This window comes from Arthrobacter sp. AFG7.2, from assembly GCF_002892835.1.
In the GTDB taxonomy this organism is placed as follows: domain Bacteria; phylum Actinomycetota; class Actinomycetes; order Actinomycetales; family Micrococcaceae; genus Arthrobacter.
This window is the reverse complement of record NZ_PJMB01000002.1, coordinates 1-23,943: the sequence shown is the minus strand read 5'-3', so window position 1 is coordinate 23,943 and position 23,943 is coordinate 1. Positions and strand designations below refer to the sequence as shown.

Here is a 23,943-nt window from a genome sequence, read left to right as displayed (position 1 = left end):
GACGGTCGCCGTCGTTCTTTCCGGCGCCACAGCGGCGGCCTTGCTGCCGTGGAAGAATGGGGCGAGGTTTCCGGCGGGGAGGGGCAATAAGCGTGGATTCGTCCACTGAGGCATCGTCAATGGCGCAGGGCCTCCGGATTGTGCGGTTGGTGGCCGACCGGGAGAAACGGGGCCGCCAACTGCTCGGCGTTTCCCAGCTGGCCGCGGAACTGGACATGGACCAAAGCCGCGTCTCCCGGCTGACCCAGGAGCTGTGCGACCTCGGACTGCTGGAGCGCATGGACCGCGGTCCGTTCCGGACCGGCCAGCGTTTCTTCACACTCGCAGCCTCGCTGAACACCGGGTGGGTCAGGGAGGCCAGGAGCGAGCTGGAGGGCCTCGTCTCTGCCCTAGGGCTCCGCGCCCGGCTTTCGGTCCGGGACGGCTACCGCGTGGTCCTGGTCCGGAGTTCGAGCAACGACGCCGTTCCCGGAAGCTTCGTGAAACCCGGAATGGTGACGCCCGTGTGGTGCACCGGCGCCGGGCGTGCCCTGCTGTGGGACCACTCCCGGGACGCCCTCGATGCCCTGCTGGCCGGTGTGAACTACATCGGTATCGGCGGCCCGGGTGCGGCCCACTCCACCAGTGAAGTCTGGGACCTGATGGTCCGGGACCATGCGACCGGATACATCGCCGCTGACGAAGAATTTGAGCACAACATCCTGGAATTTGCGGTACCCGTCCGCGACTCCGGCGGCGCCATCCTTGCCTCGCTCAGCGTTTTGGGCAGCCGCACAGAGGTCGGCTCCGGAGCCCAAGATTTAGGAGCAGCCCTTCATCGCGCTGCAGAACGGCTTGGAAACTTCCAGCACGCCAGCTAATCCTGCGGCTGGTAGCCGAGCCTGCCTTCGAGCCACTTTCCCTGTTCCACCAGTGCCGCCGCGCATGCTTCCCTGCGCGGCTCCAGCCGGTCCTTAATGCCAACGATCTGTAAGGCTGCCACCACGTCGCCCTTGAAGTCCCGGACCGGTACGGCCAGCGAGTAGAGCCCGGGTTCGGCCTCCTCATCCACAATGGAGTAGCCGCGTGTCCACGCGGCCTCACGGCGGGCCAGGAAATCGTCCACTCCGGTGGGGGTGTTGGGGCCGTGGCGCACGAAGTCCACCCCCGCGAAGACGGTCCGCACCTCTGTTTCCGACGCGTCCCAGAGGACCGCCTGCCCGGCGTCGCTGCAGTACGCGGGATAGGGGCGGCCCAGCCAGGAGCCCACCAAATTGCTGCTGGGCGGAACGCTTTCACCGATGGTGACGGTGCTGTCGCCGTGCAGGACCCCGAGGAAGCAAGCCTCGTCAGTACCGCGGGCCAGGGTGTCCAGGGCGGTGCCGCCGTCGGACTGTAAGCGGCGTTCGGTCAGCAGCTGCGCGTCGGTGAGGACTGACCAATCCAGGGTGTACGTGCGCTGGCTGGAGCGGATGAGAAAGCCCTCCTGCTCGCCGCTGCGCAGGTTGCGCGAGACCTGGCTGCGGTCCCTGTCCAGGTCCGTGGCGATGTCCGCCACTGTTCCGCCGGGATGTCCCGCTGCATGGCGTGCGCCAACAGCAAGGACGGCCGTGATTCCGCGGCCCATGCTGGAGGTTTTAGGCATGCCGTTGAGTCTAGTGGAGGGGCATTCCCTGTCTGTCAACGGGCCGGTGCCCAGGGGCATGTGCTGCAGGACGCCGTCGGAATCGCCGGAACAGTGCGGGGACGCCGGAACGTCGGTATATATCAAGCTGTTTGTGACAGCTGGTTGGTTTGTTTGTGGTTGATACCGGCGGCGGGCGGGACTCCGGGCGCTGCGGGTTTGGCACGGTACCGCTGGGGATTGCGTGCGTAGCAGGCATCGAGTATTGCTTGCCGGTGCCGGCGTGCGTGATCGACCTTTCCGTGGTGGACGGTGTCAGGGGTGTAGTAGTTCAGGCCGCTGTGGCGGTGGTTGGCGTTGTAGTCCATGAAGTACGCCGCCATATAGTCCCTGGCGTGCTGCAGGTCTTGGAACCGTCGGGGAAATTCCAGGTCGTATTTGACCGTCTTGAACATTGCCTCTGAGTACGGGTTGTCATCGGAGACCCGGGGTCGGGAGTAGGACAAGGTGATGCCCAAGGTGCGGGCGAGGTCCAGGGTTGTTCCCGCCCTCATTGGCGCGCCGTTATCGGCGTGGAGGATGCCGGGGCGGGTCCTGTTTTCGGTCACGGCGTCTCGGATCAGGGCTGAGGCGAAGGCGGCAGTTTCGGTGTATTCGACGCGATGTCCGACGACTCTGCGGGAGAACACGTCAAGGATTGTGTAGAGCTTGTAGGTGTGTTTTCCGGGGCCGTGGAGCATCGTGATGTCCCAGCTCCAGAGCTCGTTCGGGGCCGTGGTTTCCAGGACAGGTTTGGTCCGTTTAGGACTAAGACCGCCGCGTTGTGACCGGCGGTCTCCGTTTTGCCCGTGCGCAGCCACGATCCGGTGGGCCGCGGCGACCGAGAAGGAGCAATGCCCTGCGTCGAGCATCCGGTAGTAAGCCTGAGTGACCGAGAGGTTCCCGTAGTCCCGGGAGTTGAGCAACCCCATGAACGCCTCCGCTTCGGCTGCAGTGATCCGGTTCGGGTAAGCCCGGTCGGCCTGTGGCACGGTTATTCCGGCCGGGGCGGCAGGGCGCAGGTGCCGGTACCAAGTGGTGCGGTGCAAGCCCACCAAAGCACAGGCTTTGACCGCTGACCAGCCGGCAGCCACCAGATTCCCGGTGAAGGTCAGTGCGATGTCTTTCCAGGCTTTGGCACCAACCACTCCGGGCGCTGCGGCTCCGGTTCCTTCAGCTCCGGATCCGTTGCCGCCGCGCTCTTGGCCATGGCGTCCAAGAGCGCGGAAGCTTTTCCCAAAATGTCTACCGCGGCCTCGGACCGGGCCAGTTTGGCCTTGAGAATTTCATTCTCCTTCAGCACCTGCTTGAGCAGCCTTTTATCGCCTTCCCTCAACCGATGGTCCTCACTCCCTGACTTGAATCTGGATCTTAACTCCCCGGATTCACGCTGCCGGACCCAAAGGCGGATGGTGCCATCAGTGATGCCGACCGCACGGCTGAACGCAATCCTGGACCCCCAATCGAGGCACTTGTCGTACTCATCCAGAATCGCGTGCTTCTGCTCAAGAGTGAAGTGCTTACGATTCGAACCACGGGGAGGGCTAACAAAATCCATGGGGGACCTTCCCCGCCCAGCATGTCAGCCCGCGGCGACAGCAATCTGTCACACAAGAGCCTGACACACAGGGCCGCTCCGACGACTCGGCAGCGTTCCGGCGCCTGGGGAGCTTTCCACATAACGACGACGGCACCTGGACCGGGCGTTTCCCGCACCGAAGGCTGGGCGTATGACACAGCCTCCAGCACCCTTGCCACAGCTTCCGGTTACTGGAAACCTCTGGCGCACTGACCAACTTCATGCCAGCGGACTCAACTCACGGGCCATCCGCCATCTGGTCAACCGCGGCGGCCTGGTCCGTCTGAGGTACGGCTGCTACATCCGGGCCTCGCTGTGGGAAAAGCAGTCTCGCCGGATCCGCGAACTTCAACTGATCCATGCGCACGCCCATGGGACACTGACCACCTCAACGGGAGTCTTCGCCTACAGCCACACGTCAGCCGCACGCCTCCACGGGCTGTTCCTGTGGAACGCGGACGACTTGGTCCATATCCTGCTCCGGGTACGTCCCTCCGCCGAGCGTCTCGGGAAGGATGTCCGAGGCCATACCCGGCCGTACGCCGACACGGAAGTGATAACCCTCGGACGGCTTAGGGTGACGTCCCTTGAGCGGACAGTGCTGGACTGCGCGATGATGCTCGACTACAGCCAGGGGCTGGTACTTGCGGACCATGCGCTCCGGCTTGGTGCCAACCTCGACCTGATGAACGCCATGGCCGCCAACCTTCCGGGCCGCAGCGGCGTAAGGAATCTTCGCGCGGTGCTGGCCAAGGCGGATATCCGTGCCGAGTCGGCCGGCGAAACACTGACCCGGGAGCTCCTCGCACGGCTGAAGCTGCCCATGCCCGAGGCTCAGGTTGAGGTGCAGAGTCGCGTCGGCCGGCACCGCCTTGACTTCGCCTGGAAGGAGAAGAAGGTGGCACTCGAATTCGACGGAAAGGTCAAGTACTTCGACTACAAACCAACCGCCGAAGTCCTGTTCCAGGAGCGGCGCCGCGAGAAGGCACTTACGGAAGACGGGTGGTACTTCGTCCGCTTGGAATGGAAGGACCTGTTCCGGGAGCAGGAGTTCAAGAACCGGATCCTCGCAGCCCTCCGGCGCTCCAGCCCGTGACAGCGTCCAAGTCGCCGGAACGGTGCCGGGTCGCTGAACGGCATCGGCGACCGGGCACCGTTTGGGCGATTCAGCCGGGCCGGCAGCACGAAAAGCCTGGAGACGCCGACGGCGGGCCCGCCCTCCCAGGGGCGGCCCCGCCGTCGTACGGACTGCTTGGGAAGAACTAGCTATACAGCGCGTTCTTCGGTTCGTTGTTGCGGACCTTCTGCCAGCCCAGCCACAGCACCAGGGCGAAGAACGGGATGGTGGCCAGGGTCCAGAGGCCCAGGTGGAACACCTCGCCGGTCTTGCTGGTCATGGTGTCGAAGCCGATCAGCACCGTGATGGCGAGCAGGGAAACCAGACCGGCCCAGCTGCTGGCGACGCCGCCGGGCGCGGGCAGTGAGGAGACCTTGCCCTTCTTCTTGCGCAGCGCAATCTGGCTGGCGAAGATGGCGCCCCAGGTGAAGATCACGCCGATGGATGCGGAGTTCAGCGCAAGGTCGAAGGCGTGCGAGCCGCCCAGCCAGATGTTGAGCATGATGCCAACGAGGTAGACGGCGCCGATGGCCAGGATGGCGGCGTACGGCACATGGTTCTTGGACATCCTGGTCAGCCATTCCGGTGCATGCCCGTTGTTGGCCATGGTCCGGAAGATGCGGCCGATCGAGTACAGGCCGGAGTTGCAGGAGGACAGTGCCGCGGTGATGACGATCATGTTCATGACATCGCCCATCCAGCCGAGGCCCATCTGGCCGAACACAGTAACGAACGGCGACGTGCCGGCCACGTACTGGTCGGACGGCAGCAGCATGGCAAGGAGCGTGACAGAACCGACGTAGAACACCACGATGCGGAAGACCACGGCGCGGATCGCCTTGGGAACCTCCTTGGCGGGGTTCTGCATTTCGCCGGCAGTGATGCCCACGAGTTCGATGCCGTTGTACGCGAAGATCACGGCGTTAAGGACCAGGATCATCACCAGGGCGCCCTTGGGGAACATGCCACCCTCGGCTGCGAAGAGGTTGCTGACGGACGCGTTGCCGTCACCCACCTGGGCATTGGTGACCACCATGAACGTGCCCACTGCCAGGAAGATCACGATCGCGCCCACCTTGAGGCAGGAGGCCCAGAACTCGAACTCGCCGAACGCCTTGACGCTCATGAGGTTGACGCCCACGAGCAGCAGCAGTGCCGCAATGGCCGAGAGCTCTACCGGCACATTGGGGAAGAAGAACTGGAAGTACAGCCCGATCGCGATGAGCTCGGCGATGCCGGTCATGGCCCAGTTGATGAAATACATCCAGCCGGACAGGTAGGCGCCCTTTTTGCCGAACATTTCGCCGGCGTAGCTGACGAAGGAACCGGACGTTTGGCGGTACATGATCAGTTCGCCGAGGGCGCGCATCAGCAGGTAGGCGATGACGCCGGCAATGGCGTAGGAAAAGATCAAGGCCGGGCCGGTGGAGGCGAGGCGGCCGCCGGCGCCCATGAACAGGCCGACGCCGATGGCGCCGCCCATGGCGATCATGGTGACCTGGCGCCCGCTCAGTGATTTCTTGTAGCCCTCGGCGCTGAGGGTGGAGTCTACGACGGAGGATGGCGCCGCCTGGCTCTGGAGTTCTGTGGGGGTACTTTGAGGCACAACAGTTCCTTGTGGGTTGGGGGTTGGCCGCATCCGGGCTGGAGCATGATCCAGCTCACAAATTCGGCCTTTTCCTTTTGGGACAGCTGTTCGTGAGCGTGAACCTGTGCTTAGCCGAAGCTTCGCGCGGCTCGTCTATCTTACAAGAAACCGAAGGTCCTACGTGACGGGCACTACACCTGCCCCGTCTCCGGGACCAGATTCTGCTCCCTAAACCGGCGCGAGCACGCCCTTGTCCATGGAGTACCTGGTCCACTGCCCGACAGCGGTGTTCCCGGCCCGGGTGCTTTCCTGTCCGGCCGCCGCAGCGCCGCGCCGTGCACAGGCAGAAAACCATTCCCGCAGCGCGCGGTCATGGCTGACCATGACCAGCGTCCCGGTGAAACCAGCGAGCGCCGCCTCGAGTTGCTCCACCAGGACGGGCGCCAGATGGTTGGTGGGCTCGTCCATGACCAGGGTGCCGTAGCCGCCCAGCAGCAGCCGGGCAAGGGCGAGCCGGCGCTGCTGGCCGACGGACAGGCTGCCGACAGGAACGTGGAACTCGCGGGCACGGAACAGCCCCAGCCCCAGCAGGGCCTCGGCGTGCTCATCGATGTTGCCGCCCAGCCCGGCTGCGAAGGCCGGCAGCAGCCGCAGCGCGGGCCGCGGCGGCAACTCGAGCTCCTGCTGCAGGTAGCCGGTCCGCCCGTGCCGTTCAACCGAACCCGTCCCGGGTAACAGTGTTCCCGCCAGGACGGACAGAAGCGTGGACTTGCCCGCGCCGTTGGGCCCGGTGATGAGGATCTTCTCGCCGGCACCGGCGCGGAAGTCCGTCCTTGCGAGCCGGCCGGGCACGCTGATGCCCCGCGCAGCCAGCGCTGCCGCACCGTCCTGCAGTGCCGCCGGCCCGGGTGCCGCGGAGGCATCGCCCGAGGAAGCGCCACCGGAGGGGCCCGCCCCGGAGTCAGCAGTGAGGTCGACAGTGAGCCGCAGGGGTACGGGCGGGCGGTCCACAGGGCTTGCTTCGAGCCGGCGCAGCCGCTCCTGGGCGTTGCGGACCTGGCTGCTGGCTGCCTTTTGCCAGGTACCTGCCTTGAAGTCGAAGCCGATTTTGTCGCCATCGCGCTTGCGGCCGTAACCCATGGTCCCCGCTACAGTTTCGGCCTGCCGCTTTTCGGATTCCATGGCATCAATCCAGTTGTGGTACTGCTGAACCCAGCGCGCGCGTTCGGCTGCCTTCTCCCGGAGGTAGCCGTTGTAGCCGTTGCCATAGCGGCTCACGCTGCGGCGCTCGGCGTCGACTTCGATGATGGTATTGGCCACCTTGCGGAGGAGTACGCGGTCATGGGACACCACCACCACGGTGCCGCGGTGGGCGGCCAGCCGGTCCTCCAGCCAGGCCGTTCCCCGGGCGTCGAGGTGGTTGGTGGGTTCGTCCAGGAGCAGGATATCTGCCGGGTCGGCCAGGAGACAGGCCAGCGCGACGCGTTCCTGTTCACCCCCGGACAGCGATCCCAGCACCCGGTTCCGGTCCAGGCCGCCCAGTCCCAGCCGGTCCAGCGCGGCCTCCACCCGGGACTCGGCCGCGTAGCCTTCGCGCAGCTGGTACTCCGTTTGCAGCCGGCCGTAGGCTTCCAATTCGTTGTCCTCTGCGTCCGCGAGGTCGGCCTCCAGCCGGTCAAGCTCAGCTTCAAGGGCACGCAGCGGGGCAAGGGAGGCGTCCACGGCGGCTCCCAGAGTGAAGGACTCCGGCAGCCCGTGGGTCTGGGCGAGGTGGCCCACCCGGCCTTCTATTGCCACTGCGCCTTCGTCAGGAGCTTCGAGGCCGGCCATGATCCGGAGCAGGGTCGATTTCCCGGCGCCGTTTTCACCCACGACAGCAACGTGCTCGCCGGCCGTGATGACCAGGCTGATGCGTTCCAGCAGCTGGCGGTCGCCGTAACCGTGGGAGACGGCCGAAAGGTTCAGGTGTCCAGTCAAAAGAAGTCCTCGCAAAGGTTCCGCAGTGTGGCCGCCGGGGCTGGGCCGGACAGTACGTCCGGCGTTCGACGGCGGCCCTGGTCATCGGAAGACAGCCCGCTGGCGGGCTGTTGGCTAGGACTTCATGGCTCCAGCCTGCCCGCCCCGGGGTTGCCGAGTCAAGCAGTTGCCGAGTCAAGCAGCCGGCGCCTCAGCCTGCGGCGAGTACGGCCGCCTTTCTGCGCCGTGCCATGGCCAGCCGGGTTCCGATCAGTCCCTGCCGCGGGCTGAAGAGGTAGACGGCGGCGAACACCACGCCCTGCGTCAAAACCACCATGGCGCCCGAGGCTGTGTCCAGGTAGTAGCTGAGGTAGATTCCGCTGATGGAACAGAGTGCCGACACCACCGGCGCGATCACCAGCATCCGCGAGAACCTGTCCGTGAGAAGGTAGGCCGTGGCGCCCGGGATGATGAGCATGGCCACCACCAGCACCACGCCCACCGTCTGCAGCGCCACCACGGAGGTCAGGGCCAGCAGGCCCAGCAGCAATGCCCCAAGCTTTTGGGGCGACAGCCCGATGGCGTGCGCATGGGTGGGATCGAAGGCGTAAAGCGTGAGGTCGCGCCGCTTGAGGATCAGGATGGCGAAGGCCACGACGCCCAGCACCAGGACCTGGATGAGGTCCGGGATGCTGACGCCCAGGAGGTTGCCAAAGATGATGTGGTTCAGGTCCGTCTGGCTGGGCGTGACCGAGATCAGCACCAGGCCCAGGGCGAAGAGGGAGGAGAACACAATGCCGATCGCGGCGTCCTCCTTCACCCGGCTGGTGTTGCGGACCACCCCTATCAGGGTGACAGCCACCAGGGCGAAGACGAGTGCTCCGAGGGCAAAGGGAGCCCCCACGATGTAGGCCAGGACGACGCCGGGCAGCACCGCGTGCGAGACGGCGTCACCCATGAGGGACCAGCCGATGAGGACCAGCCAGCAGCTGAGTACGGCGCACACCACGGCGGCAAGAGCGGTGGTCACGATGGCACGGACCATGAAGTCGTAGCTGAGCGGTTCGAGCAGGAGTTCCATCATGAGCCCGTTTCTTCCCGGTTGAGCACATCCAGGCCAAATGCCATGGCGAGGTTCTCCGGCTGCAGGACCAGTTCCGGCGGGCCGTGCATGAGTACCCGGTGCATCAGCAGCACGGCTTCGTCGCACAGTTGCGGGAGGGCGTGCAGATCGTGGGTGGACACCAGGATGGTGCAGCCGTCCGAGGCGAGCTCGCGCAGCAGCCGGGTGATGGTGGCTTCGGACCGCTTGTCCACACCTGCGAAGGGTTCGTCCAGGAGCATGGTGGTGGCGCCCTGCGCGATTCCCCGGGCCACGAAGGCGCGTTTTTTCTGGCCGCCGGACAGCTGCCCGATTTGCCGCCCCGCGTAGTCACCGAGTTCCACCCGGTCCAGCGCTTCATCCACGGCAGCGCGGTCCGCCCTGGAGGCCCGGCGGGTGAATCCCTGGTGCCCGTAGCGGCCCATCATCACTACATCCTTCACGGACAGTGGGAATTGCCAGTCAACATCCTCACTCTGCGGCACATAGCCGATGCCGCCCTGCTTCCGCGCCCGGGAAGGTGGCTGGCCTCCGATCAGGACTGTGCCGGCGTCGGGCTTGACCATGCCCATAATCACCTTGAACAGCGTCGACTTGCCGGAACCGTTCATGCCTACCAGGCCGCAGATCCGCGCAGGTTCAACCGTCAGGGATGCGGAGTCCAAAGCCAGCACCTCGCCGTAGTGGACGGTGACGTTCTCAACGAGGATGGCCGGGGCGCTCATGATCCCGCTCCGGCGGGGGCGCCTGCGAGCGCATTTGTGATCACGTCCGCGTCATGCCTGATGAGCTCCAGGTAAGTGGGCACCGGCCCGTCCGTCTCCGACAGCGAGTCCACATACAGCGTTCCGCCGAACTTGGCTCCCGTTGCTTCCACCACCTGCCGCATCGGCGCATCGGAGACTGTGGATTCGCAGAACACCGCCGGGACCTGGTTGGCCCTGACGTACTCGATGGCGCGGGTGATCTGCTGGGGTGTGGCCTGCTGCTCGGCATTGACAGCCCAGATGTACACCTCGGTCAGCCCGGCGTCGCGGGCAAGGTAGGAGAAGGCTCCCTCACACGTGACCAGTGCCCGCTGGTTTTCCGGAACGCCGGCCAGGCTGGAGATCATCCGGTCCTGCACAGCCTGGAGCTCCGCCTTATAGGCCTCACCGTTGGCCTTGAACACCTCGGCGTTGCCGGGATCGAGGCCCGAAAAGGCCCGGACCATGTTGTCCACATAGATCTGGACGTTGAGCGGCGACATCCAGGCGTGCGGGTTGGGCTTGCCGCGGTAGGAGTCCTCGCTGATGGACAGGGGCTCCACACCCTCGCTGACCACGGCATGCGGTACGTCTAGCCCCTCCACGAACTGCCCGAACCAGGCTTCCAGGTTCAGGCCGTTGTCCAGGATCAGGTCGGCTTTCGAGGCCTTCCTGATGTCGCCGGGGGTCGGCTCATAGCCGTGGATTTCGGCCCCGGCTTTGGTGATGGACTCGACCGTGAGCTTGTCTCCGGCAACATTCCGGGCGACGTCCGCCAGCACTGTGAAGGTGGTCAGGACCACCTTCTTGCCGTCGCCGTTGCCTGCGGCACCGCCGCCGCAGGCAGTCAGCACGAGGGAAAGCACAACGGCGGCAATGGCCGCCGTACGGAAGCGTGCCGATTGCCGCGTGCCGGTTCGGGCGGCTACTTTGGCGCACCGAAACATAGATTTAGGCATACCGAAGATTCTACGGGAAGCACGTTTCCTCCGGCAACGCGCTTAGGCTGAAGTCATGGCTACCGCCCACCGAATACCACCCGCTCCGCAGCCACAGCTGTACCGCTTCACACGCCTCGACTTCGCCACCCTCGGCCTCTACGTTGCTATTGCAGGGTTCTTCGCAATCGCCGGGGAACTGCTGGCACCGCTGTTGCGCCAACTGGCGCCCACCCCGGCGGCTGCATCCTATGCCGTCAACCTGCTCTTCTATGCCTCCGTGGGCATACTGGCGCTGTGGGCCGCCGGAAAAGTGGTGGGCCGTGACCTCAAGGTGCTCGCCACCCGGCCCTGGTTCACGCTGCTGATGGTTCCCGCTGCGGTGATTGCCATGATGATCCTGACCGCCGTGGTGGTGGCACTCAGCGGGGAGGCCCAGACATCGGCAAACCAGGCGGGGCTGCAGGAACTGGCGCAGCAGATCCCGGCCTGGCTGATGGTTCCACTGCTGGTGGTAGTGGGACCTTTCGTCGAGGAGTACATCTTCCGCCACCTGCTGATCGGGAAGCTGAGCCGGCGGGTGAACATCTGGATCTGCTGCGCCCTGTCCGTAGTGCTGTTCGCGGCGTTGCATATCGTGGGCCAGGAGGCCATCACCTTTACCGCGCTGCTCCCGTACCTGGCCATGGGCGCCACGCTGGTGTTCGTGTACGTCTGGACCGGGAAGAACCTGATGTTCGCGTACCTTGTCCACGCCGCCAAGAACCTGTTGGCCGTGGTGTTTATCTATGCCATCCCGCCGGAGGTCTTCGAACAGCTCCAGCAGGTGCAGCCCTAGGACGCCAGGGAGCGGCCGCGCAGTGTAAAGCGGTGGCTGCCGGACGTGCGGCCCGTGATGAATACCTTCACACCCCCGGAGGCATTGGTTCCCGCCAGGTAGCGGTAGGTTTCACCGGGGTTGTAGGCGGCCGGGGTGTCAGGATGGGCAGCTGAACCGGGACCGAACTCGATGACGTCGCCACCCAAACGGTAGCTGCCCGCGCCCTCCACCAGCTGGAAGGTATCCGGCGCAGCCAGGGGGATGACGCCGTCGAGGGTTCCGCCCGGCCGGAACGTCAGCTCGAGGGCGAATGCAGTGTCCGCGCCCTCGAAACTGATCTCCAGCACAGTGTGCTCCCCCTCAACCTGCACGGCAACGTGGGTGGCAAGCCGGTGGACAACGGTGGGCCGGCTGCGGAAGTCCATGCTGGCGCTGAACCGCCCCTCATGCTCCAGCGCGTAGATGCCGTCCGCCCGGCGCTTTTGCGGTGGCAGCGGCAGGTAGAAGTTTGCTTCCAACTCTTCCGCCATGGTCACGGCAGTGCCGATCCGCTCTGTGTTCCGGCTGCGGAACGGGCCGAGGTCAAAGAAGCTGCGGGACAGCCGGACCCCGGCGAGCACGGCTGCACCGTGTGCGAACCGGAGGAAGGTGGGATTCGTGGCAAGGCCGGACACCACGCCCGGAACCAGTTCATCGCAGCCGCCAAAGACGGTGGTGACCGATCCCGCCCGCCGGAACCGGTACACGCCGCAGTCCCCAAGGGCCGCGTCTGCCGGGATGAATGTGGCGGGGAGTCCTTCGTCCCCGTTCGACGACGGCGCCAGGGCTCCTGCAGGCCGGTTGCCGGGCAGCGCCTCCCGAAGCCAGGGATCCAGCCGGGTCATCGCCAGGAGCTTGGCGGGCTCATGCAGGGGAAGCCGGTCCAGCCAGGCGGCCGCGGCGGCGAAGTCGTGCCGTCCGTCCTGGTTGGCGAGGCGGCGGTACAGCGGAAGGAAGGGGGCGGCGTCGAAATCCATCCACTGGTCCTGCCGCCGCGAAAATACTGACTCGACGTTACCGTCCGGGCTGAACCACGGCAGGAACGCGGTGAGGTTCCGGCGGACGTGGTCCAGCAGTTCCGGCCGTCCCGAGCTGTCCGCAATGGTGATCAGCGACGGGTTGGTGACGGCGGTGGCGTACAGCGGGCTGCGCTCTGAGTACATCCCATCCGGGAGCTGGTCGATCCCTTCGGCCAGCCACTCCCCGATCCTCTCCGCGATATCAGGCCGCGGCTGAAGGCCGTTGATCTGCGCCAGTGCCGCGCACAATTCCCAGCGGTGGTTGGGCGTATGCACTCCGCCGGTGACCATGGCGTCGATGGCGCGGGAAACAATGCCGCTGAGCCTGGCATCAACCTCAGCCAGCAACGGGTCCCCCGGTCCGTCAAGCGCCCGGATGAGGCTGAGCGCCAGGCACACATCATTGAGGGTGAAGGCTGAGTCCGGCGGTGAGCACAGGTTGGTGCCGTCGAACAGGCCGGTGGGGCCCTGCAGCATTTCCAGCCGGTCCAGGCACCTGGCCATCGGTTCCCGCAGCCCGTCAGCTTCGCGAAAGGCGGAGCCTGGCTCGGTGAAGACCGCGACCATGGCCAGCAGCCTGCCCATCGCAGGCCTGTGCGCCAGGCCCGGCACCTCGGCGTCGTGCGTTTCCAGCAGCGCCTCCACGTGCCGGTCCGCCGCCTCCACCACCCGGTCCAGGAACGCGACGTCGGCCTGGGCTGTATGCAAAATAGTCACCTTTCACGGGTTCCGCCGGCTAACAGGGCGGAATGCCTAATCCTTCAGGCCAGCGCTGACGTCAGCGTTGAGCACGTATTTCTGGAACACGAAGAACACCAGGACCAGCGGCAAAATGGAGATTACCGAGGCACCCAGGAGCACGGGCCAGTCGATGTTTTCCGCCCCGACGATGCTGCGCAGTGCAACCTGCAGCGTGTACCACTTGGGATCGTTGAGGACGATCAGCGGCCAGATGTAGTCGTTCCAGCGCCACTGGAACGAGAAGATGGCCAGCGTGAACAGGATGGGCCTGGACAGCGGAAGCATGATCCGGAAGAAGATGGCCAGCTCGCTTGCACCGTCGATGCGGGCTGAGTGCAGCAGGTCGTCAGGAACCGTGAGGAAGAACTGCCGGAACATGAACACACCCGTGGCGGTGAGCACGGACGGCACGATGATGCCGGCCAGCGAGTTGTACAGGCCGAGGTCACGGATCACCGAGAACGTGGGGTTCAGGATCACCTCGGTGGGAAGCATGGTGGTGGCCAGGATACAGACGAAGAACAGCCTGGTGCCCTTGTTGTTGTACTTGGCCAGCGCGTAGCCCGTGCAGGCGCTGAAGAACACGGTGAGCACAGTGGTGACAACCGCCACGGTGGCGGTGTTCAGGAAGTACTGCGCGAAGTCCACCCGCTCCCAGGCGTCCACGAACCCTTGGAAGGTCCACTCCCGGGGAATCATGGACAGCGGGTAGCTGAAGAGCTCGCTGCCCGGCTTGAACGAGCTGAGGAGGAACCAGAGCAGCGGCAGTGCATAGATCGCGGCGATGACCCACATCAGCACGGTGAGGGGAACGGACAGCCTGGCGCGTCCTTCCCTGTTGCCGCGGTTGCCGGATTTGCCGGGCTTCCCCTTGGCGTCCTCCGCCTTCTCAGCTCCGAGCGCGGCTTCCTCTGCGATGACGGGAGGCAGGTTGGCAGCAGTTGCCATGGTCAGGCCTTCTTCCGGTTGAAGCGCAGCTGGATGAGGGCGATCGCCAGCAGGACCACCATCAGGACCATGGAGGCAGCACTTGCGTAGCCCACCTTGGACTGCTCGAAGCCGGTCTTGTAGATGTACTGCACGATCAGGGTGTTCTCGGTTCCCGGGCCGCCGTTGGTGAGGGCCTGGATCATGGCGAATTCCTTCATGGCATGGATGGTGGAGAGCAGGATGACCATGAACGACGTCGGCGCGATGCCCGGGAGCGTGACGTTCAGGAAGCGCTGCCAGGCGTTCGCCCCGTCCAGCTCGGCTGCCTCCAGCAGGGCTTCCGGGATGTTCTTCAGGGCCGCGATGAATAGCAGCATGTTGAAGGCAGTGCCGCCCCAGGCCGAGGCGAAAATGACCACTGCGAGGGCCAGGTTGCCGTTGCTTGACCACGGCACCGGGCTTCCGCCCAAGGTGGCGATGACGAAGTTGACGAACCCGAAGTCCTGGCCGAACATCCACTTCCAGATGACACCCACCACGATGGGTGATATCAGCCAGGGCAGGAAGATCACGATCTTGGCCGCCGTGCGGCCCCGGACGGCCTTGCTGACCAGCAGCGCCGCGACCCCGAGGGAGCAGACGTAGATCAGCGGCACGGAGAGGATCGTGTACACGAAGGTACGGCTCAGGGCGGCGTAGAACGTGCTGTCCGCGAAGAGTTTCTGGAAGTTGGCCAGGCCGATGAAGTTCAGCTTGCCCACGCCGCGGTAGTCCGTGAAGGAGTAGAGCAGCCCCAGGGCGCCCGGCCAGACGAAGAAGACCAGGAAGAGCACCACGTTGACGCCGATGAGGACCAGCGGGGCGATGACGTAGCGGTTACGGCGCTTCTGCTGGGACTTGCTCCGGACCGCCCCGGCCTGGGGCGGTCCGGGCGCCACCGCGGTGCTCATGGTTGGATTGGCCACGGATCAGGCACCGTTGTAGAGCTTCACGATGTTGTCCACCGTGGTTTTGGCATCCTGACTGCCGGAGAGCATTTTGACCGTCTCCTCGCGCAGCGGGTCCCCGGAGAACGGGGTTTCCGCGTAAGCCTCGGAAACAACCCGCTTGATGGCGTTGTCACCCTTGGCCTCGTTGCCGGCGATCTGCTTCTGGTACAGCTCGAAGGAGGCCTGCTGGAAGGGGTACTCCACCTGCAGGTCCTTCACCGGCAGGTAGCCGCCCAGTTTCGCGAACTCGGTGTAGTTCGCGTCGTCGTAGAACCAGTCGATGAACTTCTTGGCTTCCTCATCCGCGCCGGTGTCCTTGAACGCAACCATGAAGCCGCCGCCCAGGTTGGTGGCGTTCACTTCCTTCTTGGGCAGCGGCACAGAGAGCCATTCGAAGTCCTTGATGTTCTTGTTGAAGTCCGCGACCTGCCAGCTGCCGGAGTAGTAAGCGGCCACCTGGCCGCTCTTGAACATCGCGTTGCCGTCCTCGCCGCTCAGCCAAACGGACTTGGGCATGGTCTGGTCGTCGTTGATCTTGGCGAAGTACTCGAGCGTCTCCACGGCTTCGTCGTCCGCGGAGTACTTGTCGCCTTCCTTGGCGAACGCGGTGCTGCCGAATTCGTACATCATGGCCCGCAGGCGGTGGCCGGAGCGGTCCATGACCACGCCGTACTTTGCGCCTGCCTTCTCACGGACCTCGTTGACCGCTGCCACGAACTCGTCCCAGGTCCAGGTCTGTGCGATGTCCGTGGGGAAGCTGACGCCGGCCTTCTCGAACAGGCTCTTGTTGATGAAGAGGCCCACGGCGGTGAGGTCGGAAGGGATGGCAGGGATGATGCCGTCCGGCGATTCCTGCAGGAAGTTCTCGTCGATCCCCCGCGATTTTGCGATGTCAGAGAGGTCCTGAAGCTGATTGACCCAGAGCGGATCGATGCTGGTCACGCGGGCCAGGGCCGGGAGGTCATTGGCCGTGGCGGCGTTCTTGAGCTTCGTGGTGATGTCCGCCGTGGGGACGTCCACCACCTCGATGGTGATGCCCGAAATTTCCTTGTACTTCTTGGCTGCGGCGGCAAACGCGCCGCCCTGGTTGGTGTCACCGGAGAGGACCAGCTGGAGCGTCTTGGCACCACCCTCGGAGGAGGAGCCGCCACCGCTTCCGCAGGCGGTAAGTCCGGCGGCCAGTGCTGACAGTCCGAAGGCCGTCAGGCCAAACTGGCGGCGGCTGATGGTGGAGATTCTTGTCTTCTCTGACAATGCTCTGTCCTGTCTCTCGCTGTGCTCCAGGCCGGGAAAAGCCTTTCCTCCCCCACTGTGACCTATGTCATGACAATGTGTCAAGAATACTTTCCAGCGTTGTAGGCGGAGGGACGCAAGCTCCGGCAGCCCCCACAACCTACCGGAGCAGCGTCTGCCACCGTACCGTGGTGTGATGGGACTCAACATCCAGATAGTCATAGATTGCAGCCAGCCCCACCAGCTCGCCGACTGGTGGGCCGAAACCCTTCAGTGGGCGGTGGAACCCCAGGACGCGGGGTTCATCCGCTCCATGATTGACCAGGGCTTCGCCACCGAGGACCAGACCATGACGCACCGCGGCAACCTGGTGTGGCGCGAGGGCTGCGCCATCCGGCCGCCGGAGGAACTTGAGGCCGGCAAGCCGACCCGGCGCCTTCTGTTCCAGACGGCGCCGGAAGGCAAAACCGTCAAGAACCGCGTGCACTGGGACCTGGACCTGGACGGCCGGGACAAGGACGAGGTTCGCCGGGAGCTCGAGGCGCGTGGGGCCAGCTTCCTCTGGACGGCCAGCCAGGGCCCACACTCCTGGCACACGATGGCAGACCCGGAAGGCAACGAGTTCTGCATCAGCTGAGGCCGATTACTAGACTTGCACGGTGAGCAAACAGATTCCCGCCCAGGTATCCGACGTTTTTGATCCCTCCCGCTGGCGGACCGTGTCCGGCTTCGACGACTTCCAGGACATGACCTACCACCGGCAGGTGGAGCGGGATTCCGGCGGCGAATGGGTTCGTGACCTGCCCACGGTCCGGATCGCCTTCAACCGGCCGGAGGTCAGGAACGCGTTCCGGCCGGGGACTGTGGATGAGCTCTACCGCGCCATGGACCACGCCCGGATGTCCCCGGATGTGGCCACCGTGCTGCTCACCGGCAACGGCCCCTCCCCCAAAGACGGCGGTCACTCCTTCTGCTCGGGCGGGGACCAGCGCATCCGCGGCCGTGACGGTTACCGGTATGCCGACGGCGAGACCCAGGAAAGCATCGACCCCGCCCGCGCCGGCCGCCTCCACATCCTGGAGGTCCAGCGGCTCATGCGGACCATGCCCAAGGTGGTGGTCGCCGTCGTCAACGGCTGGGCAGCCGGCGGCGGGCACTCGCTGCACGTGGTGGCCGACCTCACCATCGCCTCCCGGCAGCACGGGAAGTTTAAGCAGACTGACGCCACCGTCGGGAGTTTCGACGCCGGTTACGGTTCCGCGCTGCTGGCCCGGCAGGTCGGGCAAAAGGCAGCGAGGGAGATTTTCTTCCTGGCCCGCGAATATTCCGCTGAAGACATGGTTCGGATGGGCGCCGTCAATGAAGCCGTGGACCACGAGCGGCTCGAAGAGGTTGCCCTGGAGTATGCGGCTGACATCGCACGCCAGTCCCCGCAGGCCGTCCGGATGCTGAAGTTCGCCTTCAACCTCGCGGACGACGGCCTGGCCGGCCAGCAGGTGTTCGCCGGCGAGGCCACCCGGCTTGCCTACATGACGGATGAGGCGGTGGAGGGCAAGGAAGCCTTCCTGCAAAAACGCGAACCGGACTGGTCCACCTTTCCGCACTACTTCTAGGCAGGAGCGGCACATGAGCAACCCAGCAGAACCCACCAGTCCCTTCAACATCGAACCGGCCCTGACAGCCCTGGCGGCAGCCCTCCACGGCGAGGGGCCCGCGGTCGAATTCACCATTGGCGACGACGGCGCCCTGGTGGTGGGGCATCTGGAGACTCCGGGCTGCGATGACGCCGTGGCTGTGGTCCGCACCTCCGGCTCCACCGGCACCCCCAAGGCCACCGTACTGACGGTCGAATCGCTGGCGGCATCCTCCATGGCCACGGCCCTGGCACTCAAGGGCGAGGGCCAGTGGCTCCTCGCCCTGCCGGTTCAGTACGTAGCCGGCATCCAGGTCCTGGTGCGTTCCCTGTTCGCCGGCACCCGCCCCTGGGTGATGGATATGTCCGGCGGTTTCACGCCCGAAGCCTTTACAGCGGCCGCGCTGGAACTGACGGACAAGATCCGCCTCACGTCCCTGGTCCCCACCCAGCTTCAGCGGCTCCTCGATGCTCCGTCAGCGGAGACGCTGGCTGTGCTCCGCCGCTTCAACGCCGTCCTGCTTGGTGGCGCACCTGCCCCCGCATCCCTGCTGGCTGCTGCCCGGCAGGCAGGTGTCCGGGTGGTCACCACCTACGGTTCTGCCGAAACGTCCGGCGGCTGCGTTTATGACGGTTTCCCGCTGGAAGGAGTCTCTGTGCGCGTCGAGCAGGACGGCAGGATCCTCCTGGGCGGTGACACCATCGCCGCCGGCTACCTCGAGTCGCCCGAGGATACAGCCTCGTTTTTCGAGGAGGACGGCGTGCGCTGGTACCGGACCAGTGATCTTGGCAGCATCGACGACGACGGCCGGCTGACGGTCCTGGGCAGGGCTGACGACGTGATCATCAGCGGCGGGCTGAAGCTTTCCGCCGCCCGGGTGCAGGACGAGCTGGAAAAGTACGACGGCGTCGCAGCGGCTTTTGTGGCAGGTGTGCCTTCCATCGAATGGGGCCAGGCTGTGGCGGCTTACGTGGCGCTGGAGGACCAGGTGTCCGGGCCGGACGCACGTGGCGCCGGCGCCGTCCTTGAGCAGGAATGGCGGCGGACACTCGGGGTACTTGCGCCGAAAACAGTCCTCGTGGCATCCGCGCTGCTGATGCTTCCCAACGGCAAACCCGACCGGCTGGCCATGACCTCCGAACTCAACGCCCTCCACCAGGGAAAGTAAAGTAGACCTGCAGCACCGGCAGGGCTCCCCTCCTGCCTCCTTCCCCAACACACAGAGGTACTGAACGTGGCTACAGCCGCACAATGGATCCAAGGCGCCCGACTCCGGACGCTGCCAGCCGCGATTGCGCCGGTGCTGATCGGCTCCGCCGCCGCCTACGAGATGGATTCGTTCCTCCTGTTCAACGCCGTCCTTGCGGCGCTGGTGGCCCTCCTGCTCCAGGTGGGCGTGAATTTTGCCAACGACTACTCGGACGGCATCCGCGGGACCGACGACGACAGGGTGGGCCCGCTGCGGCTGGTGGGATCCGGGGCGGCCAGTCCCGAGCACGTGAAGCGGGCTGCATTCGGGGCCTTCGCCGCTGCCATGGTCTTCGGGCTGGTCCTGGTGGTGATCACCCAGAGCTGGTGGCTGATCCTGGTGGGGCTGGGCTGCGTCATGGCAGCGTGGGGCTACACCGGGGGTAAGAACCCGTACGGCTACATGGGCCTGGGCGACGTTTTTGTGTTCGTGTTCTTTGGACTGGTGGCCACCCTGGGCACCACCTACACACAGGCCGGGCAGATCAACCTGCCCGCCATTATTGGCGCCATCGGCACCGGGCTCATCGCCACGGCACTGCTCATGGCCAACAACGTCAGGGACATCCCCACAGACATGCAGGCCGGCAAGAAGACCCTTGCGGTCCGGCTTGGCGACAAGCACGCCAGGGAAAGCTATGTGCTGATGCTGGCCGTGGCCATCCTGCTGGTGGTGATCCTGGCGCCCGGCCGGCCCTGGATGCTGATCGTCCTGCTGCTGATTCCGGCCTGCCTCATGCCGGCCTGGCTGATGATCAACGGGCGCAAGCGCAAGAGCCTGATCCCGGTCCTCAAGCAAACGGGACTGATCAACCTCGGTTACAGCCTGCTGTTCTCACTCGGCCTGGTACTAAGCCGCGGGTTCTAGAAGAATCCCGCACGGTCTCACGCCCGCTTGCGGTCCTTCACGTCGTTGCTGATGGCAACGTCCGGGTTGGCATCCAGGAGTGCATCCTCGGCGTCCGCGTCCTGGACTTCGTTCGCAGTGCGCAGAGGTTTGGCCTTGCCGGAAAAACGGTGGTGGAGGGCCGCCGCAGCCTCGTTCCGCTGCTTTTGGAAGAACAGGTAGCTCACGGCGAAGGCAATCAGGGCTGCGCAGATGACGGACATCAGGGCGCCCAGGCCCAGCACCGTGAACAGCACGAACAGGGGCGCAAAGAGAGCCAGGCGGATCAGGGAATATTTCAAAAAGGCCACTATTCCAGTTTAGCTGCCTCCCGCCCGCAGCCACCGCGCCAGCTGACGATAGACTTAATGGCATGCTCCTCCGTGTGGCTTTGGCCGTCGCAGTCCTTGCCATCTTCGTGTATGGCCTCGTCGACGTGATTCGTACTGACGGGCGCCTGACCCGCGGAATATCGAAACCTGCATGGATTGTGGTGATGATTGTCCTGCCGGTGCTGGGCGCCATTCTCTGGCTCCTGATAGGCCGCCCCCGCAACACTCCCCCTCAGACCCGCAGCCCGGGGCATCCCACCGCTCCGGACGATGATCCGGACTTCCTCCGCAACCTTGAAATGCGCCGCCGGCAGCAGGCCGAGGCTGACCGCCTGAAGAAGCTCAAGGATGAGCTGGACGCTAAGGCAAAGGACAACAACGGCGGGAAAGACAAGCACGAGACCGACGAGCACGACGCCGACGGCCTGAAATAGCTTCCTGGCCGGCCAGAATGCCAGGCCGGCCGCGGTCATGCAGGCTGGCGTTGCCTTTGGTCGCGGGAAAACACATCCGCCAGGACGCCTTCGCAGCTGCGGACCACCACCCGGCAGGCATCCAGGGCTGAACGGTCCGTCAGCGGGTTTTCGGCCACGGCCCGCCACCGAAGCAGGTAGCGGCGGGCCTCGTCCGCGAGTTCAGTGCGCGTGGCATGGGCATCCAGCCCCAACCGCACATGTGGCGCAGCGCCCCGCCCTCCCACCAGGACCTCGGCCTCCGCGGCAAGTTCAGAGCTGAGCGGTACACCGGTAGTACGGAGGGCAGCCAGCAGCCGCAGTTCCCGGAACTCATGCGCGTTGGCCTGCAGCCGTTCCAGCGCCGCAGCCAGGGGCCCGGTCCCCTGGCGGGGGACCGTGCGCAGCAGGGTTTCCACTCCCACCAGGGCCGTCCGTGCCCTCAGCGCCCCGGCGCGTGCCTGGAACTGGCGGTCCAGCAGGTCCAGCAGCGGATCCAGGCCGCTGCGCCTGGCAAGCTCGTGGGCCAGCGGCGTCGGTTCATTGAAACCATTGGGGATCAGGACCACAGCCAGGCGGATACCGAACAGCCCATATCGCGCCAGCAGGGTGGCCCGGGTCTCCGCCGTCAGCCCTTCCGGTTCGGCTGCCCGGAGGAACCTGTCAGCGGAAAGCAGCGCCTTCTCCCGGCTGCCCCGGTCCAGGCCCGCCAGCAGTTGAAGCGCTGCAAAATCCTGCTGGCTCATGGTCCGCGCGCTCTGGGCAAGGAGACCCGCCACCGGCACCACGCCCAACGCGAGTTTCCGCAGGTTATGGTCCCGCCGGTACCGCTCCGCGATGTCTCCTGCGGAAAGCAGCGAGTCTATGCGGCCGCCACCCACCTCATCAGCCCGTGACAGCACGGCAATTGCGTTGACTGTGCCGGAGCGGCCCGCTTCCGTGTCCCTGAAGGATTCGAGGAACCGGACGTCGGCCGCATGCATGTGGCGCATCAGGTAAATGATTGCATCCGCTTCCGAATGCGTATCCGCCGGGGTAAGAAAAGCGGTGGAACGGGCAGATACGCCTTGGGACAACGACGCAATGCCAGGAGTATCGATCAGGGTCATGTTCCGGAGCGCCGGGGAGGGCCACTCCACTTCCAACCTGTCCACGTCTCCCGCCTCCACATCCCCAAGGACGAAAACCAGGCGGCCATCGACGCGTTTGAGCGGCAGGGTCCGGGGCACGCCGGCTGTGGGATACAAGGTAATGCGGGGAGTGCGCCCGTGCCGGTACCAGGTGATGATCCTGGTGCACTCCCCCGTGTCAGTGGGTGCTATTTCCTCCCCGATAATGGCGTTGAGCAGGGTCGACTTGCCCGCCTTCACCATGCCGGCGATGGCTATCCGGAGCGGTTCCGTCAGCCGCCTGGAATATCCCCGGAGAAGGGCAGCACTTGCCGGATCGTCGCCATAAACCTTCAACGCCTCCTGGACCAGGGCCGCAGCGCCGGCAACTGTTGGACCAGTCAACGTACACCGCCCGCAGGAGCCATGGTGCCGGCAGCCGATACTTCCGCGGCCACTGCTTCTGCAGCCCGGTGGAGCGCGTCCACTTTTTTGAGCTCGGCCTTGATGTCCCTGATGCGGGCGTCTTTCTCCAGGGCGTAGGTCTCGGCAGCCTTCTGCGCGGCCGCCACTGAGTCGGCAAGGGAGCGGTGATGCTCGTCCGCTATCTCGGTGAAGTGGTCGCGGATGGAGCGCTGCACCAGCCGCAGCCGGTCTTTGAGCTGCTTGCCCACCTGGAAGGTAACGTCGTCGAGCTGCCTCCTGACGAGGACCTTGGCTTCCCCTTGCCGCCGCTTGAGCCGCGCTTCCTTGTCTTCCCGGTACGCCTTGCGGCCCAGCAGGACGCCGGCGCTCAAAGAGAGCGGGTTGATCAGTGCCATGCCGAAGATGCCGGTCACCAGCCCGAACATGAGAACGCCTCCGTAGGAACCCCGCATGCCAATCAGCACCTTTTGGACCGGGTTGATGCGTCCCGGGTCCATCTCCGGCATGGCGTCGACGGGGTTCAGCACGTCTGCGGAATTGGAGACATGCATTACCGGGAGCCTCACTTCCTCCGCGGCAAAGTGTTCAGCCACTTCGGCAGCAAGCTGCTGCGCCCGCTCGCTGGTCAAGACGAAGGTGTCAGAGATAGCGGCGGCAGTGGACACCTCAAGCCATGTCGAAAAATCGGTCCAGGCAGGTCCCGGGTCACCTTCGTCAATGGCGGTTTCAGCTTCCCGCTGGATCTGGCGGAGGCGGTTCCGGAGGTCGTACTCCATGTCGGCGATAAGGTCGCTGATGCCGTCATTGAGCGTGATCTGCCAGCGCGCGGAACGCTTCCGCAGGTCATCAGCCTCTGCCCGCGCCAGTTCAAGCTGTGCGACCATCCGGGGAGTGCCACCTGGGTTCTCGAGTGCCTCAAGCTCGGATTGCAGGGAGAGGCGCAGGTTTTCGGTGACGCCGCGTACGTCCTGGCTGACGGAACGGCCCTGGAGGCGCTGGGCCTCGCCCATGATCCCGTCCCGGAGGTGGGCGATCAGTGCGGGGAACCCGGACTCCTCGTTCAGTTCACTGTCGCGCAGCCGTGCGGCCTCGAGGCGGAGGTCCGAGGAGACGGGAAAAAGGGGAATATCGGGGGCGACGCCGGTGAGGTAGGCCCGGTCTGCTTCTTCTACCCGCCGCCACTCCGGATAGAGGTCGGTCTTGGCCAGGATGCCGACAACATTGGGGGTAATCCGCATGGCCTGGCGGAGGAATCGCAGCTCCGGTTCGGTGTATTCCTGTGAAGCGTCCGAGACCAGGAGCATGGCGTCCGCTGTTGGCAGTGCCGTCAGCGTGGCCAAAGTGTGCGCGGAGGCCAGGCCCCCCACACCGGGGGAATCGACGACGATGAGGCCGCCGGCCAGGATCTTGCGGATTA

General features: G+C 65.2%; 23 protein-coding genes. 8 read left to right on the top strand and 15 right to left on the bottom strand.

Features of this window, described 5'->3' with window-relative positions; all coding sequences use genetic code 11:
* The first annotated feature begins 92 nt into the window (after positions 1–92).
* Complete coding sequence (locus CXX84_RS03745) at positions 93–860, top strand: IclR family transcriptional regulator (protein WP_102975391.1); 768 nt, start codon at positions 93–95, stop codon at positions 858–860.
* On the opposite strand, the gene CXX84_RS03740 is transcribed toward CXX84_RS03745, so the two are convergent.
* The 3 genes from CXX84_RS03740 to CXX84_RS03730 form a co-directional block, all read right to left on the bottom strand.
* Positions 857–1,624: an IclR family transcriptional regulator gene (locus CXX84_RS03740; RefSeq protein ID WP_102975390.1), complete on the bottom strand. Its 768-nt coding sequence runs from the start codon at positions 1,622–1,624 to the stop codon at positions 857–859. The two genes, CXX84_RS03745 and CXX84_RS03740, sit on opposite strands and share 4 nt — an antisense overlap.
* A gap of 122 nt (positions 1,625–1,746) precedes the next feature.
* Entirely contained in the window at positions 1,747–2,736 is a 990-nt protein-coding gene (locus CXX84_RS03735; protein ID WP_223252991.1) for an IS3 family transposase, read from the bottom strand.
* Between the two features lie 17 nt (positions 2,737–2,753).
* Complete coding sequence (locus CXX84_RS03730) at positions 2,754–3,200, bottom strand: hypothetical protein (RefSeq protein WP_102975388.1); 447 nt, start codon at positions 3,198–3,200, stop codon at positions 2,754–2,756.
* Between the two features lie 172 nt (positions 3,201–3,372).
* Between CXX84_RS03730 and CXX84_RS03725 the strand changes: the two genes are divergently transcribed.
* Positions 3,373–4,317, top strand: a complete 945-nt coding sequence (locus CXX84_RS03725) for a type IV toxin-antitoxin system AbiEi family antitoxin domain-containing protein (protein ID WP_102975387.1) — start codon at positions 3,373–3,375, stop codon at positions 4,315–4,317.
* Between the two features lie 166 nt (positions 4,318–4,483).
* Here the strand turns inward: CXX84_RS03725 and CXX84_RS03720 are convergent, their stop codons facing one another.
* From CXX84_RS03720 to CXX84_RS03700, 5 genes are all read right to left on the bottom strand, one after another.
* Positions 4,484–5,944, bottom strand: coding sequence for an amino acid permease (locus CXX84_RS03720; protein WP_102975386.1), 1,461 nt, complete (start codon positions 5,942–5,944; stop codon positions 4,484–4,486).
* Between the two features lie 210 nt (positions 5,945–6,154).
* Positions 6,155–7,903, bottom strand: a complete 1,749-nt coding sequence (locus tag CXX84_RS03715) for an ABC-F family ATP-binding cassette domain-containing protein (RefSeq protein ID WP_102975385.1) — start codon at positions 7,901–7,903, stop codon at positions 6,155–6,157.
* A 190-nt stretch (positions 7,904–8,093) separates the two neighbouring features.
* The gene (locus CXX84_RS03710; RefSeq protein WP_102975851.1) at positions 8,094–8,963 is read right to left on the bottom strand and encodes a metal ABC transporter permease; all 870 of its coding nucleotides are present in this window, start codon (positions 8,961–8,963) and stop codon (positions 8,094–8,096) included.
* Positions 8,963–9,709 (bottom strand): metal ABC transporter ATP-binding protein, encoded by a 747-nt coding sequence (locus CXX84_RS03705; RefSeq protein ID WP_102975384.1) that lies wholly within the window; start codon positions 9,707–9,709, stop codon positions 8,963–8,965. The genes CXX84_RS03710 and CXX84_RS03705 overlap by 1 nt, the downstream gene beginning before the upstream one ends.
* Entirely contained in the window at positions 9,706–10,689 is a 984-nt protein-coding gene (locus CXX84_RS03700) for a metal ABC transporter substrate-binding protein (RefSeq protein WP_102975383.1), read from the bottom strand. Before CXX84_RS03700 ends, CXX84_RS03705 begins: the two co-directional genes overlap by 4 nt.
* Before the next feature lie 55 nt (positions 10,690–10,744).
* On the opposite strand from CXX84_RS03700, the gene CXX84_RS03695 reads away from it, so the two are divergent.
* A complete protein-coding gene (locus CXX84_RS03695; RefSeq protein ID WP_102975382.1) occupies positions 10,745–11,506 on the top strand; it encodes a CPBP family intramembrane glutamic endopeptidase in 762 nt (253 codons plus the stop codon).
* Here the strand turns inward: CXX84_RS03695 and CXX84_RS03690 are convergent.
* The 4 genes from CXX84_RS03690 to CXX84_RS03675 are packed head-to-tail and all read right to left on the bottom strand — an operon-like array spanning position 11,503 to position 16,460.
* Positions 11,503–13,263, bottom strand: a complete 1,761-nt coding sequence (locus CXX84_RS03690) for a hypothetical protein (protein ID WP_223252953.1) — start codon at positions 13,261–13,263, stop codon at positions 11,503–11,505. The two genes, CXX84_RS03695 and CXX84_RS03690, sit on opposite strands and share 4 nt — an antisense overlap.
* A gap of 36 nt (positions 13,264–13,299) precedes the next feature.
* Entirely contained in the window at positions 13,300–14,235 is a 936-nt protein-coding gene (locus CXX84_RS03685) for a carbohydrate ABC transporter permease (RefSeq protein WP_189337491.1), read from the bottom strand.
* 2 nt (positions 14,236–14,237) lie between these two features.
* The gene (locus CXX84_RS03680; protein WP_102975380.1) at positions 14,238–15,167 is read right to left on the bottom strand and encodes a carbohydrate ABC transporter permease; all 930 of its coding nucleotides are present in this window, start codon (positions 15,165–15,167) and stop codon (positions 14,238–14,240) included.
* A gap of 18 nt (positions 15,168–15,185) precedes the next feature.
* Complete coding sequence (locus CXX84_RS03675; RefSeq protein WP_102975379.1) at positions 15,186–16,460, bottom strand: ABC transporter substrate-binding protein; 1,275 nt, start codon at positions 16,458–16,460, stop codon at positions 15,186–15,188.
* 175 nt (positions 16,461–16,635) lie between these two features.
* Between CXX84_RS03675 and CXX84_RS03670 the strand changes: the two genes are divergently transcribed.
* The 4 genes from CXX84_RS03670 (at position 16,636) to CXX84_RS03655 (ending at position 20,189) form a co-directional block, all read left to right on the top strand.
* Positions 16,636–17,076, top strand: a complete 441-nt coding sequence (locus tag CXX84_RS03670) for a VOC family protein (RefSeq protein WP_102975378.1) — start codon at positions 16,636–16,638, stop codon at positions 17,074–17,076.
* Between the two features lie 22 nt (positions 17,077–17,098).
* Positions 17,099–18,052, top strand: a complete 954-nt coding sequence (locus CXX84_RS03665; protein ID WP_102975377.1) for a 1,4-dihydroxy-2-naphthoyl-CoA synthase — start codon at positions 17,099–17,101, stop codon at positions 18,050–18,052.
* A gap of 13 nt (positions 18,053–18,065) precedes the next feature.
* Positions 18,066–19,241 (top strand): AMP-binding protein, encoded by a 1,176-nt coding sequence (locus tag CXX84_RS03660; RefSeq protein ID WP_102975376.1) that lies wholly within the window; start codon positions 18,066–18,068, stop codon positions 19,239–19,241.
* 66 nt (positions 19,242–19,307) lie between these two features.
* Complete coding sequence (locus tag CXX84_RS03655; RefSeq protein ID WP_102975375.1) at positions 19,308–20,189, top strand: 1,4-dihydroxy-2-naphthoate polyprenyltransferase; 882 nt, start codon at positions 19,308–19,310, stop codon at positions 20,187–20,189.
* A gap of 17 nt (positions 20,190–20,206) precedes the next feature.
* Here the strand turns inward: CXX84_RS03655 and CXX84_RS03650 are convergent, their stop codons facing one another.
* Positions 20,207–20,518: a DUF4229 domain-containing protein gene (locus CXX84_RS03650; protein ID WP_189337489.1), complete on the bottom strand. Its 312-nt coding sequence runs from the start codon at positions 20,516–20,518 to the stop codon at positions 20,207–20,209.
* A 62-nt stretch (positions 20,519–20,580) separates the two neighbouring features.
* Here CXX84_RS03650 and CXX84_RS03645 point away from each other — a divergent pair, with 62 nt between their 5' ends.
* Positions 20,581–20,973, top strand: coding sequence for a PLD nuclease N-terminal domain-containing protein (locus CXX84_RS03645; RefSeq protein ID WP_102975373.1), 393 nt, complete (start codon positions 20,581–20,583; stop codon positions 20,971–20,973).
* A 35-nt stretch (positions 20,974–21,008) separates the two neighbouring features.
* Here CXX84_RS03645 and CXX84_RS03640 read toward each other — a convergent pair whose 3' ends face one another.
* Positions 21,009–22,505 carry a dynamin family protein gene (locus tag CXX84_RS03640; protein WP_102975372.1) on the bottom strand — a complete coding sequence of 499 codons (1,497 nt, stop codon included), beginning with the start codon at positions 22,503–22,505 and terminating at the stop codon, positions 21,009–21,011.
* Positions 22,502–23,943 (bottom strand): Isoniazid-inducible protein iniA (locus CXX84_RS03635; RefSeq protein WP_102975371.1); only part of this gene is annotated, 1,442 nt, incomplete at its 5' end. The genes CXX84_RS03635 and CXX84_RS03640, both read right to left, overlap by 4 nt.